Source organism: Citrobacter sp. Ce104 (genome assembly GCF_030334595.1).
Classification (GTDB): domain Bacteria; phylum Pseudomonadota; class Gammaproteobacteria; order Enterobacterales; family Enterobacteriaceae; genus Citrobacter; species Citrobacter europaeus.
In genome coordinates this window covers 69,553-90,283 of the sequence record NZ_JAOWDP010000021.1, presented here as the reverse complement: position 1 = coordinate 90,283, position 20,731 = coordinate 69,553, and the positions used below count along the sequence as shown (strand labels likewise).

The window sequence follows — 20,731 nt, the reverse complement described above, 5'->3', positions numbered from 1 at the left end:
CGTTACACCTTTTCCACGTTCACGAGGAAGGACTTAAATTCCGGCGTCTGCGTGTTCGCATCACCGACGAATGGCGTTAACGTGTTAGCGATAAAGCCTTTTTTCGCCACACCTTCGTAGCCCCAGTGAATCGGAATACCGATAGTGTCGATATCCTTACCGTTAGCCTTCAGCGTGCGAATACGTTTAGTCACCACCGCTTTGGCCTTAATGTAGCCGCGGTTAGAGGAGACTTTGACGGTATCGCCATGGGAGATACCGAGCTTATTCGCCAGCTTCTCGCCAATTTCCACAAACTGTTCCGGCTGAGCGATGGCGTTCAGCAGCGCGTGCTTGGTCCAGTAGTGGAAGTGCTCGGTCAGACGGTAGGTCGTACCGACGTACGGGAACTTATCTGCTTTACCCAGTGCTTCCGCGTCACCTTTAAAGATACGTGCGGCAGGGTTAGAGATAACGTTCGGGTGCAGCGGGTTAGTGCCCAGCGGCGTTTCAAACGGCTCGTAGTGTTCCGGGAACGGACCTTCCGCCATCTTATCGATAGCAAACAGGCGTCCCATCCCTTCCGGCTGCATGATGAACGGCCCAACGTTGCTGCCCGGTGCGGCGGCGCTGTAGTCCGGAATATCCATCCCGCTCCATTTTGCCCCGTCCCATTTCAGGATCTGACGTTTTGGATCCCACGGATTCCCCTGCGGGTCAGCAGAGGCGCGGTTGTACAGAATACGTCGGTTGAGCGGCCACGCCCATGCCCAGCCCAGCGTATTGCCAAGGCCTGACGGGTCGGCATTATCGCGACGCGCCATCTGGTTGCCTTCCGGCGTCCAGCTACCGGCAAAAATCCAGCAGCCGCTGGAGGTCGTGCCATCGTCACGCAGTTGGGCGAACGAGCTAAGCTGTTGGCCTTTCTTGACGATAACCGCACCGGTTGCCGGGTCGGTAATGTCGGCCAGCGCTTTACCGTTACTCTCCATCGCCACTTCTTCCGAAGCCGGTTCGTGCGGGGTGGAGTAGTTCCAGGTCATGCTCAGCACCTGTTCCGGGTTCGCGCCACCCTGCTCGGCATACATCTTACGCAGGCGTAAGAAGATACCAGCGAGGATTTCGCCATCGGTAACGGCAATCCCTGGGGCATCAGCGCCTTTCCAGTGCCACTGCAGCCAGCGACCGGAGTTGACGATAGAACCATTCTCTTCGGCGAAGCAGGTGGATGGCAGACGGAATACTTCGGTCTGGATTTTCGACGGGTCAACATCGTTCGACTCACCGTGGTTCTGCCAGAAGGTGGAAGTCTCAGTGTTGAGTGGGTCGATAGTGACCAGGAACTTCAGTTTGGACAGTGAAGCCACAACTTTGTTTTTATTCGGGAATGACGCGACCGGGTTAAAGCCCTGGCAGATATAGCCATTCACTTTGCCCTGGTTCATCATCTCGAAGTACTGCAGGACGTCGTACCCTTTATCCCACTTCGGCAGCCAGTCGAAGCCCCAGCTGTTTTCCGCTGTCGCTTTATCGCCAAAGAAGGCTTTCATCATCGAAACGAAGAATTTCGGATAGTTGCCCCAGTAGTTCACCTGACCTTCCAGCAACGGTTTTGGTGTGTTGGCGGCAAGATAGGTTTGCAGGTCAGTCTGTTTTTCGCTCGGCAGCGTCATATAGCCTGGCAGGCTTTGTGACAGCAGGCCTAAGTCGGTCAAACCCTGAATGTTGGAGTGACCGCGCAGGGCGTTAACGCCGCCGCCTGCCATCCCCATATTGCCAAGCAGCAACTGGATCATCGCCATGGTACGGATGTTCTGCGCACCCACGGAGTGTTGCGTCCAGCCCAGGGCGTACAGGAACGACGCGGTTTTATCTTTGGCGCTTGTTTCTGCGATGTACTCACAGACCTTCAGGAAGTCGGCCTTTGGCGTCCCGCAGATGTTTTCTACGACGTCCGGCGTGTAGCGGGAGACGTGCTGTTTCAGCAGGTTCCACACGCAGCGCGGATGTTGCAGGGTGACGTCGCGTTTGGCGAAGCCTTTTTCATCCAGTTCGTAGTTCCAGCTGGTTTTGTCATACTTGCGTTTATCCGCGTCGTAGCCGGTGAACAGGCCATCTTCGAAACCGTAATCCTCACGCACGATCAGGCTGGCGTTGGTATAGGCCTCAGTGTATTCGCGGTTGAATTTTTCGTTGTTCAGCAGGTACAGCAAGACGCCTGACAGGAAAGCAATGTCAGTACCGGAACGAATCGGAGCATAGAAATCAGCTACCGCGGCGGTTCGCGTAAAGCGCGGATCGATAACAATCAGCTTCGCGCCGTTGTGAATTTTGGCTTCCATCGCCCAGCGGAATCCGACCGGGTGAGCTTCAGCGGCGTTACCGCCCATCACCACAACGAGGTTGGCGTTTTTAATGTCGACCCAGTGGTTGGTCATCGCACCGCGACCAAATGTTGGAGCAAGACTTGCTACCGTTGGTCCGTGTCAGACGCGTGCCTGGTTGTCGACCGCGAGCATACCGAGCGCGCGGGAGAATTTTTGCGTTAAATAGCCGGTTTCGTTACTGGAAGCGGAAGCACACAGCATCCCGGTGGAAAGCCAGCGGTTAACGGTTACGCCTTCGGCGTTTTGTGCAACGTAGTTAGCGTCGCGGTCTTCTTTCATCAGCTTAGCGATGCGGTCAAATGCCTCATCCCAGCTAATCTGTTGCCACTTATCAGAGCCTGGTGCGCGGTATTCCGGGAATTTCAGGCGGCTTTCGGAGTGGATGAAGTCCACAAGTCCTGCCCCTTTCGGGCACAGCGCGCCACGGTTCACCGGGTGATCCGGGTCCCCTTCGATATGGAAGATGGATGCTTTGGCGTTTTTAGCTCCGTCACCGAGGCTGTACATTAACAGTCCACAGCCAACGGAACAGTAAGTGCAGGTGTTACGGGTTTCACGGGTGCGCAGCAGTTTATATTGCCGTGTTTCCGCGAGCGCTACGCCGGGTGCAAAGCCCAGTGCCGCTGCCGTGGTGCCTGCCATACCGCCAGCGCAGATCTTAAAGAACTGCCTTCTGCTGACCTGCATGGTTCGCTCCTTGTTTCGACATTGTCACGTTCCCTCCGCTTTTCTATAACGCGAACGCGAGGGAAGTGGTTGTTATTTTTCTTTGCGGACGGGACCGCAAAGGTCCAGAATTGGGTGAATTTCCCTCCGTCCAGGAGGGGTTTGTAAAGAATACCACAATGTTGGTATGTGTGTTCCAATATGGTTAAAAGAAAGTGAATAAGATTATTCAAGAAAACATCAAGAATGTGACATCTCCGACAGGATCTCGTCAGTTGACCCTCTGGAAACGCGAGGATTTGCAACATCCTCAGCCTGATGAGGTAGCTGAAGAAGTGCCTGTGGCGCTGGTATTCAACGGGATTTCACACGTGGTGATGATGGCATCACCGAAAGATCTTGAGCACTTCGCGATAGGTTTTTCACTTTCTGAGGGCATCATTGAGTCCCCACAAGATATTTACGCGATGGACGTAGTGCCTTCCTGCAACGGATTGGAAGTGCAGGTTGAGTTGTCCAGCCGTCGCTTTATGGGGCTGAAAGAACGTCGTCGCGCTCTGGCCGGTCGCACCGGCTGCGGTGTTTGTGGTGTGGAACAGCTTAATGATATTGGCAAGCCGGTCCAGCCGCTGCCGTTTACCCAGACATTCGATCTGGGGCATCTCGATAACGCTTTACGGCATCTCCCTGATTTCCAACCTGTTGGGCAACTGACAGGCTGCACGCACGCGGCTGCCTGGGTTCAGCCGTCAGGTCATCTGGCGGGTGGGCATGAAGATGTCGGGCGTCATGTTGCGCTGGATAAACTGCTGGGGCGACGCGCAATCGAAGGGGAGGTCTGGCAGCAAGGCGCAGTATTAGTCTCCAGCCGCGCCAGCTACGAGATGGTGCAGAAGTCGGCAATGTGCGGCGTGGAAATTCTGTTTGCCGTCTCTGCGGCGACCACGCTTGCCGTGGAAGTTGCCGAACGCTGTAACCTGACGCTGGTGGGTTTTTGCAAACCGGGCAGGGCGACGGTCTACACGCATCCGCAACGTCTGATCGCGCTGTGACGCCACCAGGCGGCCAGAATGCTGCCTGAAAATGCCAGTTCCATGATTACGGCAACTGGCGAGCCGATAATCATATTGTTCAGTAGCCAACACAGGCTACCGCACAATGTGTAACCCCGTAGTTTTCCGCTGCGTTTTTGAAACGACGCAAAGGTCATCAGCAGGCTTCCCATCAGCGGCAAAATACTCGACAGATTTTGCCAAAGATAAACGCTACACAGCAGCGATCCCAGCATAAATCCCCACATCGCCCAGCGGTGAAACGTGACGATGGCCGTCGCGTAGCGGCATGCGGCAATGATCATTAACCCAGCTGCAGCGTGTTGATCCAAAAGATAGAAATGGATAGCCAACAGGGAAGTGGAACTGGTGAGCAGAGATAAGGTGATAGCCCGGCGCTGAAAATGAAAAGCGGAAATATCCAACAAAAAGCTGATGCCAGCCAGAATCTGAGAGAGGAGAAATGCGTTCATAATGTGCGCCAACAATTGAAGAGTGACGGGACAATAATCGACGCATCAACGTAAGGCGTTAACCTTTGTTAAGACGCTGGCGAATACGAGACAGGCTAACGGGAGTAATGCCGATATAGTTGGCGAGATCGCGCTGAGTGAGCTGCGACTCCCAGTCCGGGAAGTGTGTTTGTACGTACTGGTAGCGTTGCTCTGGGGTATTGAGCAGCAGCATTTGTTCTTTTTTCTCTTTATAGATCAACTGCTGGACCAGTAGCTGGGTCCTAATATCCTGATTTTCCGGCGCATCCAGCAACGCCAGCGGTATTTCACTGGTTTCGCCAGCGGCGATCATTTGCAGACTGTAATCAGCAGGCGTGTTGGTTAGCCAGTTCAGGTACAAAAAGCAGTATTCCCCGGCAAAGTAGAACTCTTTAACCCTTTCAACGCCACTGTCTGCGTGATACACCGCACGTGCAACGCCATGATGTAAAAGATGAATTTTACTTTGCGGTTCACCCTGACGCAGTAACCAACTTCCCGCCGGTTGCGTTTTTCTTCGGCTGCCTGCAAGCCATTGTGATTCCCGATTATGTGACATCTTATCTCTCAAATAATTTGAATGAGACTGGCAAATCATTCCGCTTTTAGTTGTTCGATTATCAGCCTATTATTTATCACATCAAGGCACGGTGCCTTACTCAAACAACTTAGTTAAAGGGTTTATATCATGAAAAGCATCAAAACTTTTGTCGCAGTTATCGCTCTGGCTACTTCTTTCGGTTCTTTCGCTGCTCAGACCGTTACCGCAACCGGTTCTACGCTGGAAAGCGCTGAAGCAAAAATTGCCGCTCAGGCTGAACGTGCAGGCGCCAGCGATTATAAAATCACTCAGGCTTACACCGGCAACCGCGTGCACATGACCGCAGAACTGCTGAAATAAGATACCTTAGTACTGTCGAAAGAGCGCCCTTGAGGCGCTTTTTTCATTTCTGATATTTACTGCCTGAGCAATGCAATAAACGCTTCATATCCGGTCAATCCCGCAATAGTATCAGCCTGATGGCTGCTCAGTACGCTGGATAAATAACTGAAGATTTTTAGTTCATGCCGCGCCTCAGCGGCGGCACAGGCGATCAGGACATGACTGACCGGTTCGTTATTCACCAAAATGGGCTGCGCGAGGGTGATAAAGAAACCGCGGAAACGACGCTCCTGTTCGCTCCAGCAATGAGGAATCGCCAGGCGATTCACTATCAGGTTTTCACCTTCATGCTCCCGGGCGCAAATGCGTAGCGCTTCGTCCTCAGTGATATGGCCCTGAGCCACAAGCTGGCCGCAGATCCGACCGATGATACTCTGCCAGCTTTCGGCCTTCATATTGGCGTAATGGAAGCAGCCCTGCTGTAAAAAGAAACGTTCGGGCTGCTGGCGGATAAAGGCCGTCGCAAGAAAGTGTTTGATCTGCTCGGTACCCGCTGCGGTGATAATATTCTTGATAGTTAATGTATTTTTTAGAGATTCATCAAGCAGATAGTGACTATTGTTGACGATTAACAGCGGGGTGATTTCTTCGCTGATGGCGCTGACTTCACTTGTATTTCGCGCAATGATCACCCGACAATTCAGGACATCCCGCTCAATAGCCTGTTGGTTGATGGTGGCGATAGCATTCTGGTCGGATAATAAAATGACCGGCTGACGCTCGTTTTGATGCCGCTCCAGCGCACAGGCGAAGTAAAGCCCGATGAGATCGCTATCGAACAGCGGGATATCCAGTTTTTCGCGCAACAGGGCGATAAAACGCAAACTCAAATCGAAAGCGGCAGGCCAGGTAGACTTCAGGTTATGCATACTGCTCTGGCGATGCTCCGGTACCCAAACCGGGGCAGAGACGCATCTCAGCAGGTGGCCGGTAATATTTTCAACCAGTTGGGCATCGATAACGTTCAACGCGGCAATGCCGGGAACGCTTTTTAACAAGCAGGTCACCGCATTGGCCGAGATGGTCATTGCCTGACGTTGCCTGATTTCCAGAAGACCGATCAGGGTTCTGAAAGCGTTTTCGCCCAGGTAGACTCCTCCTTGTTCCACCGCATTTTTCAGTGATATATACCGACACTCCGGCCACGATCCGGTGAGCTGATTACGCAGGGCGTAGACTGCCAGCACCAGACTTGCCAGGTACTCTCCCGAGATGAACGGGAATTCATCAAGTTTTTCACATGCAGTGTTGAGCCTGTCGATGTTGTCTCGGGTAATACCTGGCAGTGGAATTAAGAGTGGATCTTTTTTAAGCAGATTTGCCAGCAGGATTATGCGCTTTTCTTCTGGTTCATCAATGAAATGACCGACTCCCGGGCGGCTGGCAAGACAAAAGGCGCGCTCATAGCGCTGTTTCAAACGCGGGAGACGATCGGCCACCCAGGTTTCAGGTAAATTGAGTGCTGAAGCCAGCTGTACGCGGGGTGTAAAGGTATTAAGCAGAAGAAAGGCCAGCAACCGGTCATCATTATCATGGCGTTGCAGAAGCTGAAAATAACCGCGTCTGTCGACAATTTCCAACTGATATCCTGCACCACCACCGGGCTGAATGCGGGCCTTACCGCTGAGGGTAAAGTTGAGGTAATCAATATCGCGCAGGATGGTTCTGCCCGACACGCCAGTTTGCCGCGCCAGCTCGCCCAGCGAACACGGCTGCTGTTCGAGGAGATCGACAATCTTTAACTGGCGTTCCGATAGCATTAACTCTCCTGGCGAAAATCAGTGAGCGCGCAGACCTTTTCGGCCGTCAGCGCGGTGAGCAGTTCGCGCACCAGGGTAAACAGCGCGTTGTAATCCGATGCGGAAATCATGCCGCTGTTGGCGTGGAGATAACGTGTCGGCAGGCAGAGTGCCGCCACCGGACGACCCCCTCCCATAACGTTATAGCGTCCGCCGTCCGTCGCCCCGGTTTTCATAGTACAGAGCTGCAATGACGCACCGCTGCTTTCTGCACACTCTTTTAATGTGGCGACCAGTTGTTGATTCGGGAAATAGCGCTTATCGAACAGCATCAGACCAGGACCCTCACCAAGCTTGAGCGGGTATTTGATGGCGTCGATTCCGGGCACATCGCCCGCAACTGCGGTATCCAGCACGATCACCACGTCGGGCTTGATATGCTCGGCCGAGGTTTGCGCTCCGCGCAGCCCCACCTCTTCTTCCACGCTGCCCACGCCGTACAGGGTAATGTCGGGGTTATCGACGGTTTGTAAAAGCTCAGCCATCAGGGCGCAGCCGACGCGGTTATCCAGCGCTTTACCGACGATCTTATCTTCGCCCCAGCGAGCGAAATTGGCTTCCGGGCTAATGAAGTCACCGATCGCAATCCCGTATTTTTCTACTTCTTCGTGGCTGTTAGCGCCAATATCGATAAACATCTCGTCAAAGGTCAGCGGCTGCTGTTTCTGCTTTTCCGTCAAAGCATGCGGCGCCACGGAGCCGATGATGCCAGGGATTTTAACGCCTTTACGGGTACGGATAGAGACCCGATGATTGAGCATCGACTGGCTCCACCAACCACCAATGGTGGTGAAGCGCAAAAATCCGCTCTCGTCGATATGCGTGACCATAAAGCCGACTTCATCCATATGGCCGACAACCGCCACCTTCGGCCCGCGGTTGCCTTTGCGGGCGACAAAGCTACCGAGGCCGTCGAAGGTGATTTCATCGACGCTGGATTCCAGCGCGTTAATGAGAAGAGTACGAACTTCCTGTTCATCGCCGCTGACGGCGCTGGCTTCGCATAGCTGCTGAAGTAACTCAATGTTCATGGGCAAGCTCCTGCTGCGCGGCTTTACGTTTCAGCCACAACCCTTTCAGGATGATAATTAACGAAATGTTCAGTGCCAGACCGATAGCCAGCACCAGGTAAAATGATCCCACCGGAGACATCAGGCCAATCAGCGGATCAAAGATACCTAAACCCGGCGCGAGGCGTTTGATTCCAAAGGCGATAACCAGCATGCCGGTAATGCCACCGGAGAGCGTATTGGCGGTAATCATCGGCAGCGGCGCGGCCAGTGCGTAGGGGATGGCCGGCTCGGTGGCGACGGTGGCGCCGACGACAATCGCACTGCTGGCGGCGGCCTTCTCCTGTTGGGTAAACAGTTTGGGCGCTAAATAGGTAGCGATTCCCGCCGCGACGGGCGGCATCAGCGCCACCACGCCGACGATGGCGTACCAGTCATAGATATGTTTTTCCAGCAGCGAGAAGCAGAAGAACCAGGCCGTTTTATTGATTGGCCCGCCCATATCAAACGCCAGCATCGCACCAACGAGGAAGGCCGCGCCCATTTTCATGGATGGCGGAATGGTGTTCAGGAAGTGCAGCAGACCGCCCATGATGTCGGACATCACCGGGCCGATGACGTAGTAAGTCAGTACGCCGAACACCAGTAAAGTGACAAACGGGATCAGCATAGAACCAAGCAGTGGCTGTAGCGCTTTGCCGAGGCGAACCTTGCGAAACCACAGGACAAAGTAGCCAATTGCCAGCCCGAGTACGACCGCGCCGAGAAATCCTGCGCCGGACTGCGTACCCAGCAGGCCTTTATCGTTCGCCAGATAACACACCAGAAATGCTGGGGCAAAAGCGGGTTTATCGGCAATCGACCAGGCAATATATGCCCCCATAATCGGGATCATAAAGGTAAAGCCCAGATAGCCGATCGATTCAACAATCCAGGTGAACGACGGCGCGCCTTTCGACATATCGGTATAGGGCAAACCGAACTGTACCAGCATATTGGCGATGGCGACCAGAATACCGCCGCCGATAACAAACGGCAGCGCGGCGGAAACGCCCGCCATCAGGTGGCTCATTACGCTACCGTGCTGGACCTCCTGTTTTCCCAGCTTCACGCTGCTATCGGCGGCGAAAAGTTGGGAATGCGTCGGTAACTGCGTAAAAATCAGGTCGATATTTTTTAGCGCCTGGGAAATGGCGATTTCATAGACTTTTTTCCCGGCAAAACGCGCCCGGTCTTCGCCGCTCAGGCCGCGACCGGTGGCCAGAATGACATAATCGGCTGCGGCAATCTCTTCATTGCTCAGGCGGTTTTCGACGCCGCTTGAGCCCTGGGTTTCGACTTTAATCGTGTGGCCGAGCGAGCGCGCTTTTTGCTCCAGCGCCTCTGCCACCATATAAGTGTGGGCGATCCCCGCCGGACAGTTGGTGATCGCCACTAAACGTAAGGATGACTCCATAGCCGCTTCCTTATGAGGTTAAGGTCTGATTAAGCAGGGCGAGCACCTGGCTGGTGTCACCTTGCTTCAGTTGATCGATGAAATCCTGATGAATGATTTTGCGGCACAGGGTGCCGATGATTTTGACCTGATCGTCCTCGCCGGTTTGCGGTACACCGAGGCAGATCCAGCAGTTGACGTCCTCGCCGTCGCTGGCTTTCCAGTCCACGTTTTCTGATTTGCGCGCGAACAACACAAAGGGCTGCCTGATGCAGGCGCTCTTACCGTGCGGGACGGCAATACCCGAGCCAAAGCCGGTGGAATGCAGCTTTTCGCGCAGCAATAGCGTTTGCAGGAAAGTGCTGCGATCGGAGACATAGCCATTCTGAAACGCCATATCTGCCAATTGCTTGAGGATGGCATACACGCTATTCCCCTGAATATTCAGGTCAATGCAGTTAGCTGTAAGGGTTGTCATGTGGGGGGCTCCGTTAAAACTATTTGATTTGATTCTAACGGCGAGATGGCGAAGAGATGAGCGGCAATATGTCAGCGTGGAGTGACAATTTGAGGCCGAGTTAGCGCGTGGTTTTGTGGGGTAAAACACACAACGCTACAGGCGATTACCCTGATGAATATTTCGCCAGGGTAATTATTTTTTTAGTGTATTCCCGCCATCCTTAACAACGCGGTCACCACCGCGGCGGCAACAATCACCACGATTAGCGGCAGCTTGCGCCAGGCGAGAAATACCGCGAAGCCAACCCCAAGAACCCGCGCCATACCGGCAAAATGTTCGCCTTCGTAAAAGGTGGTCGCCAGCGCCACGGAGAACAGTAATACCGTTGCGGCGTCGGAAAGCAGCGCCTGCGAGCGTTCTGAGAACGCTAAACGGCTCCCAAGCTTCGCTCCTCCTAAACGCATTAAATAGGTTCCCAGAGATAAGATGGCGATACCGACGATAAACAGCGTCATGTTACCCATTATTTTTTCCTCGTCAGTAAGCCGAACAGTGAAAGCAGAACTGGCAAACCGACCGGCGCAAAGGGAATGGCGGCAAGCGACAGCCCGGCGCCGCTACAGGCGCGAATCAGCGTGGTGCGGTTTTTGAATGCCGGGACGACCAAAGCCAGCAGAATGGCAGGGAAGACGGCATCCAGGCCGATGGTTTCCGGTGCGGGGAGCAGTTTGCCGACGCCCGCGCCGATCAGTGTACCAACAGGCCAGAAAATCGCGACGCCCAGACCGCAAATCCAGTAGGCGGCTTTACGTTGTTCGGGCGTTTTTTGCGACAGGCCAAAAACCACGCTTTCGTCGTTCATGATATGGCAGCCGAGGAAACTGGCGGCCCGATTGCCCACCAGATCGCGCACCGTGACGCCAAACGGCACGTGTCGGGCGTTGACCAGTAAACCGGCAGCCGCAGCCGCCAGTGGGTTACCACCGCTGGCGACGATGCCGATAAACATAAACTCGGACGCCCCCGCCAGTACCGTAATAGAGAGTACAAACGGTACCCACAGCGGGAAGCCGTAAGCCATCGCCAGCGAGCCGTACGACATGCCGACAACGCCGACAGCCAGACAGACGAGAAATATTGCTTTCAGCGTGTCGCCTTTGAGACTGGAAAAATAATGTTTCATACCGTTTTAGCCATATCGAACGAATTTCCATTATAATGAACGGGAGCAGTTAACTTTACAAGTCGAACGATTCGTTCGATATAAAAAACATGGAGTCGTGAATGACCCAGCCCATCAGTATGATCGCGAAAAGCCTGGTGCGTGAACGTCAGCGCACCGGTTTGTCGCTGGCGGAGATTGCCCGTCGTGCGGGGATTGCAAAATCGACGCTCTCACAGTTGGAAGCGGGCAATGGCAATCCTAGCCTGGAAACGCTCTGGTCGCTGTGTGTGGCGTTGGACATTCCCTTTGCGCGCCTGCTGGAGCCGCAGGAGCAAAAAACGCAGGTGATTCGCCGCGGCGAAGGGACAAAAGTCGTGGCGGAACAGGCCCACTATCAGGCCATTTTACTGGCCGCCTGCCCACCGGGCGCGCGGCGGGATATTTATCTGTTGCTGACGCAGCCGGGCGCGGATCGTATTTCACAGCCGCATCCGCCGGGATCGGTTGAACATATCATCGTGACGCAGGGCAAGGCGATGGTGGGGTTGACGGAAGCGCCGGAAGAGTTAGGTGAGGGCGACTACATTTGTTACCCCGCCGATCGGGCGCATATCTTTAAAGCACTGGAGCCTGACACCCAGGCGATTCTGGTTTCTGAGCAGAATTGAAATTGCCGGATGGCGCTATCGCTTATCCGGCCTACAAAAAATAAAACCGTGTGCCCGGTAAGCTTGCACCACCGGGCACACGACTTACTGCAGATAGAACACCTCTTTCAGCTCTGCGCTAACCGGGCTGTTGTCCGGGTTTGCCGGCATTACGTCACGCATATGCTTCCACCAACGCTGGCAAACGTCGGTGCTGGCGACAGCGTCCCAGCGCGCTTCGGACTCAATCTCGACGGTGGCGAACAGCAGATTGCGCTCCCGATCGAGATAAATCGCGTAGTGATGGGCGCCGTGTTCTTTCAGCACCGCTTCCAGTTCTGGCCAGATGGGATTGTGCCGACGTTGATATTCAACGTGCGCGTCGGCATTTACCTGCATCACAAAGGCCTTGCGGATCATAACGCCTCCAGATACAGCTCGCGGACCTCGTCGCGGCTGGCGGTACGCGGGTTGCACGGCGCACACGGATCGGCCAATGCTTTGTCCAGCCAGCCTTCAATATCTTCTTTGGTCACGCCAAGGGAGCTAAAGCCCGCAGGAATACCGACACGCTTGCTGAGTGCTCGAATCGCCTTGATGGCCTCCATGCTTGCCGCTTCATCGCTCATGCCACGGGTATCGACGCCCATTGCCTGCGCCACGCGGGCAAAGCGCGCCACCGCGTTTGGGCGGTTAAAGTTTTCGATTACCGGCAGCAGGATGGCGTTGCAGACGCCGTGCGGCAGATTGTGGGTTGCGCCCGGCTGATGAGCCAGCGCATGCACCAGACCCAGACCGGCGCTGTTAAATGCCATACCCGCCAGATACTGACCAAACGCCATTTGCTCGCGGGCTTCGAGGTTATGGCCCTCGTCGACCGCTTTTGGTAGCCACAGATTGATCAGGCGAATCGCTTCCAGCGCGTTGGCATCGGTAAGCGGATGCGCACCAACGGAAACATAGGCTTCCACCGCGTGGGTCAGGGCGTCCATGCCGGTTGCAGCGGTGACGGAGGCCGGGATTTCCAGCATGACGCTGGCATCATCCACGGCGATATCCGGGATGATATTCGGGTCGATGATCACCTCTTTGACCTTGCGCGCAGAGTCGATAATAACCGCGTTGCTGGTCATTTCTGCTGCCGTACCGGCAGTGGTGTTGATGGCGACCAGCGGTACGCCCGCATTTTTCACTTTGCCCACGCCGGAGTAAGCGGTAGAAGGGCCTGGGTTGGCGGTCAGGATCTTCACCGCTTTAGCGGTATCGATCGGGCTGCCGCCGCCGAAAGCGATAATGTAGTCACATTCTGCGCCCTGATATGCTGCAAAACCCTGCTGCACCAGCTCCTCTGTCGGGTTCGGGAACACCTCATCAAACAGGTGGTAAGACATTTGATGTTCATCCAGCGCGGCAAACAGGCTGTCCAGCAGGCCCAGCTTCACCAGTTGACCATCGGTGACGATCAGCGCTTTGCCCCATTGTTTATTCGCCACGAGATCCACCATATCGGCAATCGCGCCGGCGCCATGCAGGCTAATTTTTGGCAGTGCCAACATAAAGCTCATCACTATTCTCCTTAACAATAAAATCCTGTAGGCCGGATAAAGTGAAGCCGCATCCGGCGTTGGGTTGGGAGGTATCAGTACAGCTCTACGGCGCTTGCCAGCGGCGTCACGCCAAAACGTTTGCCAAGGGCTATCAGTTCTTCGCGCGTGATGGTCTGCTTCATACCGCCCATCGAATAGATTTTGACCAGAACCTCGGCGGATTTCTCTGCGGTATCGATCAAACCGAACGCCTCGTCGAGGGTAGGTCCGCTGCCGAACACGCCGTGGAACGGCCACAGTACCAGCGAGTGTTTCTGCATTTCCTCGGCTGTCGCCTGGCCGATTTCATCCGTACCCGGCACCATCCACGGCAGAATGCCGACGCCATCCGGGAATACCACCAGGCACTCGGTGCTGCCTTCCCACAGTTTGCGGGTAATCAGCGCGGTGTTGTTTTCCAGCACGTAGGTCAGGGCGATCAGGTTGGTGGCGTGGCAGTGCATGATCACGCGGTCTTTGCCGTTCGTCGCTTTAATACGTTCGCAGTGGGAGAGGAAGTGAGCTGGCAGTTCAGAGGTTGGTACGGCCTCGTGGGTCAGGCCCCACAGGATATGGTAGCCCGCGCCGTCGCTGTCTACTTTCACCACGCCCAAATTTGCCGCGGGATCGAGCTGAACGTTACGGAAAAATTTGCCGGAACCGGTGACGATAAACGGCGTGTTCGCCAGCAATGGCATTGGCTGACTTAGCGCGATATAGCGTGGTTCTTTATGGAAATCGGCGCTAAACGGTGCAATGTCTGCCTCATCCAGACGCAGCGTCAGGTTGCCGCCGTTACGCTCGTCCCAGCCTTTCAGCCACGCATCAGAAGTGGCTTTGATCATCCCCTGGACGAACCAGGAAGTAGTAATGTTTTGCATCTTCGGTGTTCCTGTTTATTGCCCGAACGTTATCGGGTCTTACGATTGCCGGATAAGCGAAGCGCCATCCGGCAATCGTGTTTCATTCATTGCCGGATGGCGACGCGGGGCGTCTTCTCCGGCCTACAAGTCTGGCGTCACGGTTAGCTACGTTTGCTCAAAATCTCTTTTTCATAGGCGCGCACGCTTTCCAGCCACTGGCTACCCGCTGGCGTGTCGTGGCGCTGGCAATACATCTCCCAGACGGCCTGCCACGGCAGTGATTTTTGCTCTTCCAGCAGGGCCAGGCGTGCGGTGTAGTCGCCGCTGGCTTCAAGCTGACGCAGTTGTTCGGTCGGTTCTAACAGCGCGCGCAGCAGCGCTTTTTTCATATTGCGAGTGCCAATCACCCACGCGGCGATGCGGTTAATGGAAGCGTCGAAGAAGTCGAGGCCAATGTGTACGCGGTCGAACAGGTTGTGGCGGACGATCTCGCTGGCAATTGCCTGAGTTTCATCATCCAGCAGCACAACATGATCGCTGTCCCAACGCACCGGACGGCTGACGTGTAGCAGCAGGCGCGGTACGTACAGCATGGCGGCGGAGATTTTGTCGGAAATTACTTCGGTCGGATGGAAGTGACCCGCATCCAGGCATAGCGCGGTTTGACGGCTGGTGGCGTAACCCATATAGAACTCGTTGGAGCCCACGGTGTAGCTTTCAGCGCCGATGCCAAACAGTTTGCTCTCAACGGCATCGATATGGTGCGCCGGGTCGAGTTTCTCGCTGATCACCTCGTCCAGTGCTTCCAGCAGGCGCTGGCGCGGCGCTAAACGGTCAACGGTGATGTCTTTCATGCCATCCGGGATCCAGATGTTCATCACCGACGGTGTACCCAACTGCTCGCCAAAATACGCCGAGACGCGACGGCTGGCTTTGCAGTGATCAATCCAGAACTGGCGAATGGTGTCATCGGCGTGGGCCAGCGTGAAGCCGTCAGCGCTCAGCGGGTGAGAGAAGCAGGACGGATTGAAATCCAGCCCTAACTGGTTCGCTTTCGCCCACTCAACCCAGTTTTTGAAGTGTTCAGGTTTGATTTGGTCGCGGGCAACCGGCGTATCCGATTCCAGATAGATCGCGTGCAAATTCAGGCGTTTTGGTCCCGGAATCAGGCTTAGCGCTTGCTCCAGATCGGCCCGCAGTTCGGTGGCGTTACGCGCTTTGCCCGGATAGTTGCCGGTAGCCTGAATACCGCCGGTGAGCGAGCCTTCCGGATTCTCGAAACCGGCGACATCATCGCCCTGCCAGCAGTGCATGGAGACCGGCAGACGATCGAGCTGGCGCAATGCCGCCTCGACATCAATGCCTACCGCGGCGAAACGCAGTTTTGCCAGTTCCCAGGCTTGTTCAAGTTGAGTGGTCATGCGCAAAGCTCCTTTGTCTGTCGTAGTGATTGAAACTGCGCCTGGTAGCGGGCAATTTCACTTTCAGGATTTGGAATAAAGGTGGTCAGGTCGTAGTTGGCGCGTACTACCTGACGGAAATCATCGACGTTGTTAAGCTCGTCCAGCGTCATCAACTGGATGCCGATATTGCCGAGCGTGGAGGCCTCAATCGGGCCGGACATAACGCGAATCCCGCAGGCATCCGCGCACAGCTGGTTCAGTAAGACGTTCTGGCAGCCGCCACCGACGATGTGCAGTTGGCTAAACGCTGCGCCTCGCAGCTGCGCCAGTTCTTGCAGAATATCGGCGTATAGCAACGCCAGACTGTCGAAGATACAGCGCGCCAGTTCGGCGTTTTGCAGGGGAACGGGTTGGCCCGATTCACGACAGGCTGCCTGAATTTCGGCACTCATATCGTCGGGATTGATAAAGCGATCGTCGTTCGGGTTTATCAGGAACTGGCAGGCCGGCAGCGCTTGCGTTTCGGCGATAAGCGTTGGCAGATCGGTAATCTTGCGCTCTTTTAAAACGCGCTGGAGCAGCCATAACCCCATAATATTTTTCAGTACGCGGTAGCGCCCTTCCGCGCCCCCTTCGTTGGTGATGTTCGCCGCCAGCGCCGCATCGTTGGTATACGGTGTTCTGCTCTCAAAACCCATCAGCGACCAGGTACCGGAAGAAAGATACGCGCTGTTTTTGTCGGCCAACGGCGAAGCAATTACCGCACTGGCGGTGTCGTGACTGGCGACGGCCACGACCGGAATGCGATTTTTCTGTGGGCAAATCCAATGGCCAATTACGTTCCCCGGGTGCGTCGGGCGACCAAACCAGGCTTTGTCTGCCCCGGTCCACGCCAGCAGCGTGTCATCCCAGTCGTCGGTGTTGATATTGACGAGCTGCGTAGTGGTGGCGTTGGTGTATTCCCAGTTCATTTCACCGGTCAGGCGAAAGCTGAAGTAATCGGGGATCAGCAGGGCATGAGCCACCTGCGGGAGCAGTTCTGGCTGCTGTTCAACCAGTGCACGCAGCTGATACAACGTGTTAAAGGGCAGAAACTGAATGCCGCTGCGGCGATAAATTTCACCTTTACCCGGCTGCGTCATCGCCTGCGCCATAATGCCGGCTGTACGGCTATCGCGGTAAGAGACCGGCAGACCAACACGCTGACCAGCGTTATCGATCAGGACGTAATCTACGCCCCAGGTATCAATGCCGATGCTGTCTATCCGAATGCCTTCATCACAGACTTTTTTCAGGCCAAGACGAATGTCATTTTCCAGGCTGTCGATGTCCCAGGTATCAAAACCGTCAGTTTTTTGCAGACAGTTAATGAAGCGGTGGATTTCACGCAGCGTCAGGGTGCGGTGTTCACTGTCGTAACGCGCCAGCATTACGCGCCCACTGGATGCGCCGAGATCGACAGCGACACAATGGCGAAAAGTCATAGCGAGGTCCTTCTGAGTTTTATTGCACTCAGTCTAAGAACCCCTGATAAAGCGTACCTTCTTGACAGTGACAGCCCCAATTAGCGGCTGGCAACACGGCAAAGGTGAACGTGATGTTGTTCACAGTTTCCGCTAATAGCGCGGATTTTGGCGGATGTGACGCCTTCCGCATTTCCCGATCTTTCCCGCCATTTCTTGAAGAATTAACCGTGTTTACGCACTTTGGCGTCAAAAATTTAAGGTGAGGGTAGTAACCCTTAATTACTATTCAGCCATATTCGTTAATCAGGGGGAGCCGTCATGACCGTACTGCATTGCGTGGATTTTTTTCCGACAGGTAAAGCGCCAGTGGCTATTGAACCACGCCTTCCTCAACCCGCATTTCCTGAGCATCATCATGATTTTCATGAAATTGTAGTGGTCGAGCATGGCACGGGGATCCATGTGTTTAACGGACAGCCTTACACCATTAGCGGCGGGACGGTGTGTTTCGTCCGCGATCATGACAGGCATTTATATGAACATACTGACAATCTGTGCCTGACCAACGTTCTGTATCGCTCTCCGGATGCGTTTCAATTTCTGGCTGGGCTGAATCAGCTTTTGCCTCAGGAACAAAATGGGCAGTATCCCTCCCACTGGCGCGTAAACCAGGGCGTACTGCAGCAGGTTCGTCACCTGGTGGGGCAGATGGAGGCGCTCGGCGAGGGGATGGATACGCCGACGGCGGCAAATCGCGAGATCCTGTTTATGCAGTTACTGGTGCTGCTGCGTAAAAGCAGCCTGATGGAAGCGGCCACTGATAACGACGCGCGGCTTAATCTTCTGATGGCGTGGCTGGAAGATAACTTTGCCGACGAGGTGTGTTGGGAGGCGCTGGCCGAGAAGTTTTCGCTCTCTTTACGCACTTTGCACCGCCAGCTTAAACAGCAGACAGGACTGACGCCGCAGCGCTACCTTAACCGTCTGCGGCTCATTAAAGCCAGGCATCTGCTTCGTCACAGTGATGACAGCGTGACAGATATCGCTTATCTCTGCGGTTTCGGCGACAGTAACCACTTTTCGACGCTTTTCCGCCGTGAGTTCGAGTGGTCACCGCGCGATATTCGTCAGGGGCGCGACCTTATTGCGGGAAGCAGCCTTCAGTAACGCGAAAGCTATCAACGTTTTTTATCGCCGAATCTCAGATAATCATGTCCCTCAACGCCGGATGGCGGCTACGCCTTATCCGGCCTACGTGTCACGTAATCTGTAGGTCGGATAAGGCGTAGCCGCCATCCGACAGGGAATATTGTGATGGCGAACCATCTGGTCCTTCTGAAATCAGACTTTTTTGCGCATGAAAAGCAGGCGGTCGCCGTGGCCGATCGTTATCCGCAGGATGTCTTTGCTGAACATACTCATGAGTTTTGCGAACTGGTACTGGTCTGGCGCGGCAATGGGTTACATGTTCTCAACGAACGTCCGTACCGGATAACCCGTGGCGATCTGTTTTACATTCGCGCCGAAGATAAACACTCCTACACTTCCGTTAACGACCTGGTGTTACAAAATATCATCTACTGCCCGGAACGATTGACGCTGAATGTTGACTGGCAAGGGGCGATCCCCGGCTTTAACGGTACGCCGCGGCAGCCGCACTGGCGTCTCGGTAGCGTTGGTATGACCCAGGCCCGGCAGGTGATAAGCCAGCTTGAGCATGAAAGTAATCAGCGTGATGCGCAGGCTTTTACCATGGCGGAACTGCTGTTCGGGCAACTGGTGACGCTCCTTAAACGCCATCGTTACGCCACAGATACGCTCCCGGTGACATCGAGTGAAACGCTGCTGGATAAACTGATCACCGCGTTAGCCGGTAGCCATGAGCATGCGTTCGAACTGGATAAGTTTTGCGAGCGTGAACGGTGCAGCGAGCGCGTTTTGCGCCAGCAGTTTCGCAGTCAGACCGGGATGACCATCAACCAGTATCTGCGCCAGGTGCGGGTCTGTCATGCTCAGTATCTGCTCAAGCATAGCCGGTTGATGATTAGTGAAATTTCTATGCGCTGCGGCTTTGAGGATAGTAACTACTTTTCGGTGGTGTTCACGCGCGAAACCGGGATGACGCCGAGCCAGTGGCGTCATCTCAGCACTCAACATAATTAGCTGGCCATTCCCAGACCCACAATGTTTGCCGCGACAATGATCACCACGCAGCCAAGGCTTAGCACGCTGACCGGCCGGCGTCCTGCATTGCTCCACTCTTTCATGATCAGGCCCACGATGCCACCGCACAGGACGTAGAAGCTCATGTGCAGCATCCAGCTCATGTAGTCATATTGCGCCGGAATTTTGGCATGGCCCCAGGCGTAAAAGAAGAACTGGAGATACCACATCAGACCAGCAAGCGCCGAGAACAGGATGTTGCTGATAATCAGCGGTTTGGCTAACGAGAAGTCGGCTTTTACTGACAGGTTTTTCATTTTTGCCAGACGAATGAAGCAGTATCCCAGATTGATCACCGCGCCGCCGCCCATGATGACGACGTAGCTGGGCAGGGCGACATACAGCGGATCGATACCGAGCGCAGCAGCGGCTTCGTGCATGGGTTTAGCCGCATCCATCGCAAAGGACATCCCTGCGGAGAAAAAGCCGCACATCACCGCCAGTATCAGACCTTTTTTCAAATTGAACTCTTCGGCTTTGATGCCCATCTTGCGCTCTTTTAACTGTCCGGCGCGGGTAACAATCGCCACACCGATCAGGGCGACCAGCACACCGAGCAGGGTCATACGCCCACCAGGTGTGCCGATGAGCACGTCAAATTTACCGGCAATGATTGGCGTCATTAAGGTGCCAACAATCAGCGTAATACCGATAGCGATCCCGATCCCCATCGACATCCCGAGGTAGCGCATGGTCAGACCATAGTTGATGTTACCAATCCCCCACATGGCACCGAACAAAAATACCGGTAGCAGTGTGGACGCGCTGAATGAACTGTAATAGGTCCAGAAGTCCGGCAGCAGGATCGCGCTGACGAGCCAGGGAAGGATCAGCCATGAAACAAAACCACCAATGGACCACATGGTTTCCCAGGACCAGTGTTGTACCTTTTTAAAGGGGGCATAGAAACAAGCGGCACTAGCGGCACCGATAAGATGCCATATTATCCCCATCGTAATTGCGTTACCCATTCTGTTTCCTTTTGAATTATCGATTTGGCAGGATGAAAATCACCCGTTTTGATGTTCAAAAGTCTAAAGAGTGAGCAATGAATTAACCTTCAGCATGCTGCCGCGTGATGAGTAATGCTGGCAAAATTCAGGGGATGAAAGGGATGTTGATCACAAATGCGGCTCCGCCCCTCTTTTTTTGA

At 54.6% G+C, this 20,731-nt stretch carries 20 protein-coding genes; 5 read left to right on the top strand and 15 right to left on the bottom strand.

Translation table 11 applies throughout. From position 1 onward, the window contains the following. Nucleotides 1–2 precede the first annotated feature (2 nt). Nucleotides 3–3,053, bottom strand: a complete 3,051-nt coding sequence (gene fdnG / locus OGW16_RS01780; RefSeq protein ID WP_100193805.1) for a formate dehydrogenase-N subunit alpha — start codon at nt 3,051–3,053, stop codon at nt 3–5. Between the two features lie 194 nt (nt 3,054–3,247). Here fdnG and fdhD point away from each other — a divergent pair, with 194 nt between their 5' ends. Beyond that, entirely contained in the window at nt 3,248–4,084 is an 837-nt protein-coding gene (fdhD, locus tag OGW16_RS01775) for a formate dehydrogenase accessory sulfurtransferase FdhD (protein WP_072033901.1), read from the top strand. Here the strand turns inward: fdhD and OGW16_RS01770 are convergent. Together OGW16_RS01770 and OGW16_RS01765 are read right to left on the bottom strand one after the other, a co-directional pair. Then, nucleotides 4,051–4,557 carry a YgjV family protein gene (locus OGW16_RS01770; protein WP_286517637.1) on the bottom strand — a complete coding sequence of 169 codons (507 nt, stop codon included), beginning with the start codon at nt 4,555–4,557 and terminating at the stop codon, nt 4,051–4,053. The two genes, fdhD and OGW16_RS01770, sit on opposite strands and share 34 nt — an antisense overlap. A 58-nt stretch (nt 4,558–4,615) precedes the next feature. Next, on the bottom strand, nt 4,616–5,137 hold the full coding sequence (locus OGW16_RS01765; RefSeq protein WP_043018891.1) for a Crp/Fnr family transcriptional regulator: 522 nt from the start codon (nt 5,135–5,137) through the stop codon (nt 4,616–4,618). A gap of 129 nt (nt 5,138–5,266) precedes the next feature. On the opposite strand from OGW16_RS01765, the gene OGW16_RS01760 reads away from it, so the two are divergent. Continuing rightward, nucleotides 5,267–5,479 carry a YdgH/BhsA/McbA family protein gene (locus tag OGW16_RS01760; protein WP_003825262.1) on the top strand — a complete coding sequence of 71 codons (213 nt, stop codon included), beginning with the start codon at nt 5,267–5,269 and terminating at the stop codon, nt 5,477–5,479. Between the two features lie 56 nt (nt 5,480–5,535). Here OGW16_RS01760 and OGW16_RS01755 read toward each other — a convergent pair whose 3' ends face one another. From OGW16_RS01755 to OGW16_RS01730, 6 genes are all read right to left on the bottom strand, one after another. Beyond that, nucleotides 5,536–7,281 (bottom strand): putative frv operon regulatory protein, encoded by a 1,746-nt coding sequence (locus tag OGW16_RS01755; RefSeq protein WP_213733663.1) that lies wholly within the window; start codon nt 7,279–7,281, stop codon nt 5,536–5,538. Further along, on the bottom strand, nt 7,281–8,351 hold the full coding sequence (locus tag OGW16_RS01750; RefSeq protein WP_213733662.1) for an aminopeptidase: 1,071 nt from the start codon (nt 8,349–8,351) through the stop codon (nt 7,281–7,283). The genes OGW16_RS01755 and OGW16_RS01750 overlap by 1 nt, the downstream gene beginning before the upstream one ends. After that, the gene (locus OGW16_RS01745) at nt 8,341–9,786 is read right to left on the bottom strand and encodes a PTS fructose-like transporter subunit IIBC (RefSeq protein WP_075145407.1); all 1,446 of its coding nucleotides are present in this window, start codon (nt 9,784–9,786) and stop codon (nt 8,341–8,343) included. Before OGW16_RS01745 ends, OGW16_RS01750 begins: the two co-directional genes overlap by 11 nt. 10 nt (nt 9,787–9,796) lie before the next feature. Next, nucleotides 9,797–10,243 carry a PTS fructose transporter subunit IIA gene (locus OGW16_RS01740; protein ID WP_043018895.1) on the bottom strand — a complete coding sequence of 149 codons (447 nt, stop codon included), beginning with the start codon at nt 10,241–10,243 and terminating at the stop codon, nt 9,797–9,799. Between the two features lie 182 nt (nt 10,244–10,425). Continuing rightward, complete coding sequence (locus tag OGW16_RS01735) at nt 10,426–10,749, bottom strand: AzlD domain-containing protein (protein ID WP_003847885.1); 324 nt, start codon at nt 10,747–10,749, stop codon at nt 10,426–10,428. Beyond that, complete coding sequence (locus tag OGW16_RS01730) at nt 10,749–11,408, bottom strand: AzlC family ABC transporter permease (RefSeq protein ID WP_080625898.1); 660 nt, start codon at nt 11,406–11,408, stop codon at nt 10,749–10,751. Before OGW16_RS01730 ends, OGW16_RS01735 begins: the two co-directional genes overlap by 1 nt. 101 nt (nt 11,409–11,509) lie before the next feature. Between OGW16_RS01730 and OGW16_RS01725 the strand changes: the two genes are divergently transcribed. Next, nucleotides 11,510–12,058, top strand: coding sequence for a helix-turn-helix domain-containing protein (locus OGW16_RS01725; RefSeq protein ID WP_003825255.1), 549 nt, complete (start codon nt 11,510–11,512; stop codon nt 12,056–12,058). An 84-nt stretch (nt 12,059–12,142) separates the two neighbouring features. On the opposite strand, the gene rhaM is transcribed toward OGW16_RS01725, so the two are convergent. The 5 genes from rhaM to rhaB all read right to left on the bottom strand — a co-directional run bounded on the left by rhaM (nt 12,143) and on the right by rhaB (nt 17,373). Continuing rightward, nucleotides 12,143–12,457, bottom strand: a complete 315-nt coding sequence (rhaM, locus tag OGW16_RS01720) for an L-rhamnose mutarotase (protein ID WP_043018897.1) — start codon at nt 12,455–12,457, stop codon at nt 12,143–12,145. Further along, a complete protein-coding gene (fucO, locus tag OGW16_RS01715; protein ID WP_043018898.1) occupies nt 12,454–13,602 on the bottom strand; it encodes a lactaldehyde reductase in 1,149 nt (382 codons plus the stop codon). Before fucO ends, rhaM begins: the two co-directional genes overlap by 4 nt. Nucleotides 13,603–13,676: 74 nt before the next feature. Further along, nucleotides 13,677–14,504 carry a rhamnulose-1-phosphate aldolase gene (rhaD, locus tag OGW16_RS01710; protein WP_286517632.1) on the bottom strand — a complete coding sequence of 276 codons (828 nt, stop codon included), beginning with the start codon at nt 14,502–14,504 and terminating at the stop codon, nt 13,677–13,679. A gap of 143 nt (nt 14,505–14,647) precedes the next feature. Beyond that, the gene (gene rhaA, locus OGW16_RS01705; protein WP_087050711.1) at nt 14,648–15,907 is read right to left on the bottom strand and encodes an L-rhamnose isomerase; all 1,260 of its coding nucleotides are present in this window, start codon (nt 15,905–15,907) and stop codon (nt 14,648–14,650) included. Then, nucleotides 15,904–17,373 carry a rhamnulokinase gene (gene rhaB / locus OGW16_RS01700; protein WP_087050710.1) on the bottom strand — a complete coding sequence of 490 codons (1,470 nt, stop codon included), beginning with the start codon at nt 17,371–17,373 and terminating at the stop codon, nt 15,904–15,906. The genes rhaA and rhaB overlap by 4 nt, the downstream gene beginning before the upstream one ends. Nucleotides 17,374–17,673: 300 nt before the next feature. Between rhaB and rhaS the strand changes: the two genes are divergently transcribed. Continuing rightward, nucleotides 17,674–18,522 (top strand): HTH-type transcriptional activator RhaS, encoded by an 849-nt coding sequence (gene rhaS / locus OGW16_RS01695; RefSeq protein WP_043018902.1) that lies wholly within the window; start codon nt 17,674–17,676, stop codon nt 18,520–18,522. 147 nt (nt 18,523–18,669) lie between these two features. Then, entirely contained in the window at nt 18,670–19,518 is an 849-nt protein-coding gene (gene rhaR, locus OGW16_RS01690; protein WP_213732173.1) for an HTH-type transcriptional activator RhaR, read from the top strand. Here rhaR and rhaT read toward each other — a convergent pair. Beyond that, the gene (rhaT, locus tag OGW16_RS01685; RefSeq protein WP_003028737.1) at nt 19,515–20,549 is read right to left on the bottom strand and encodes an L-rhamnose/proton symporter RhaT; all 1,035 of its coding nucleotides are present in this window, start codon (nt 20,547–20,549) and stop codon (nt 19,515–19,517) included. The two genes, rhaR and rhaT, sit on opposite strands and share 4 nt — an antisense overlap. Nucleotides 20,550–20,731 lie beyond the last annotated feature (182 nt).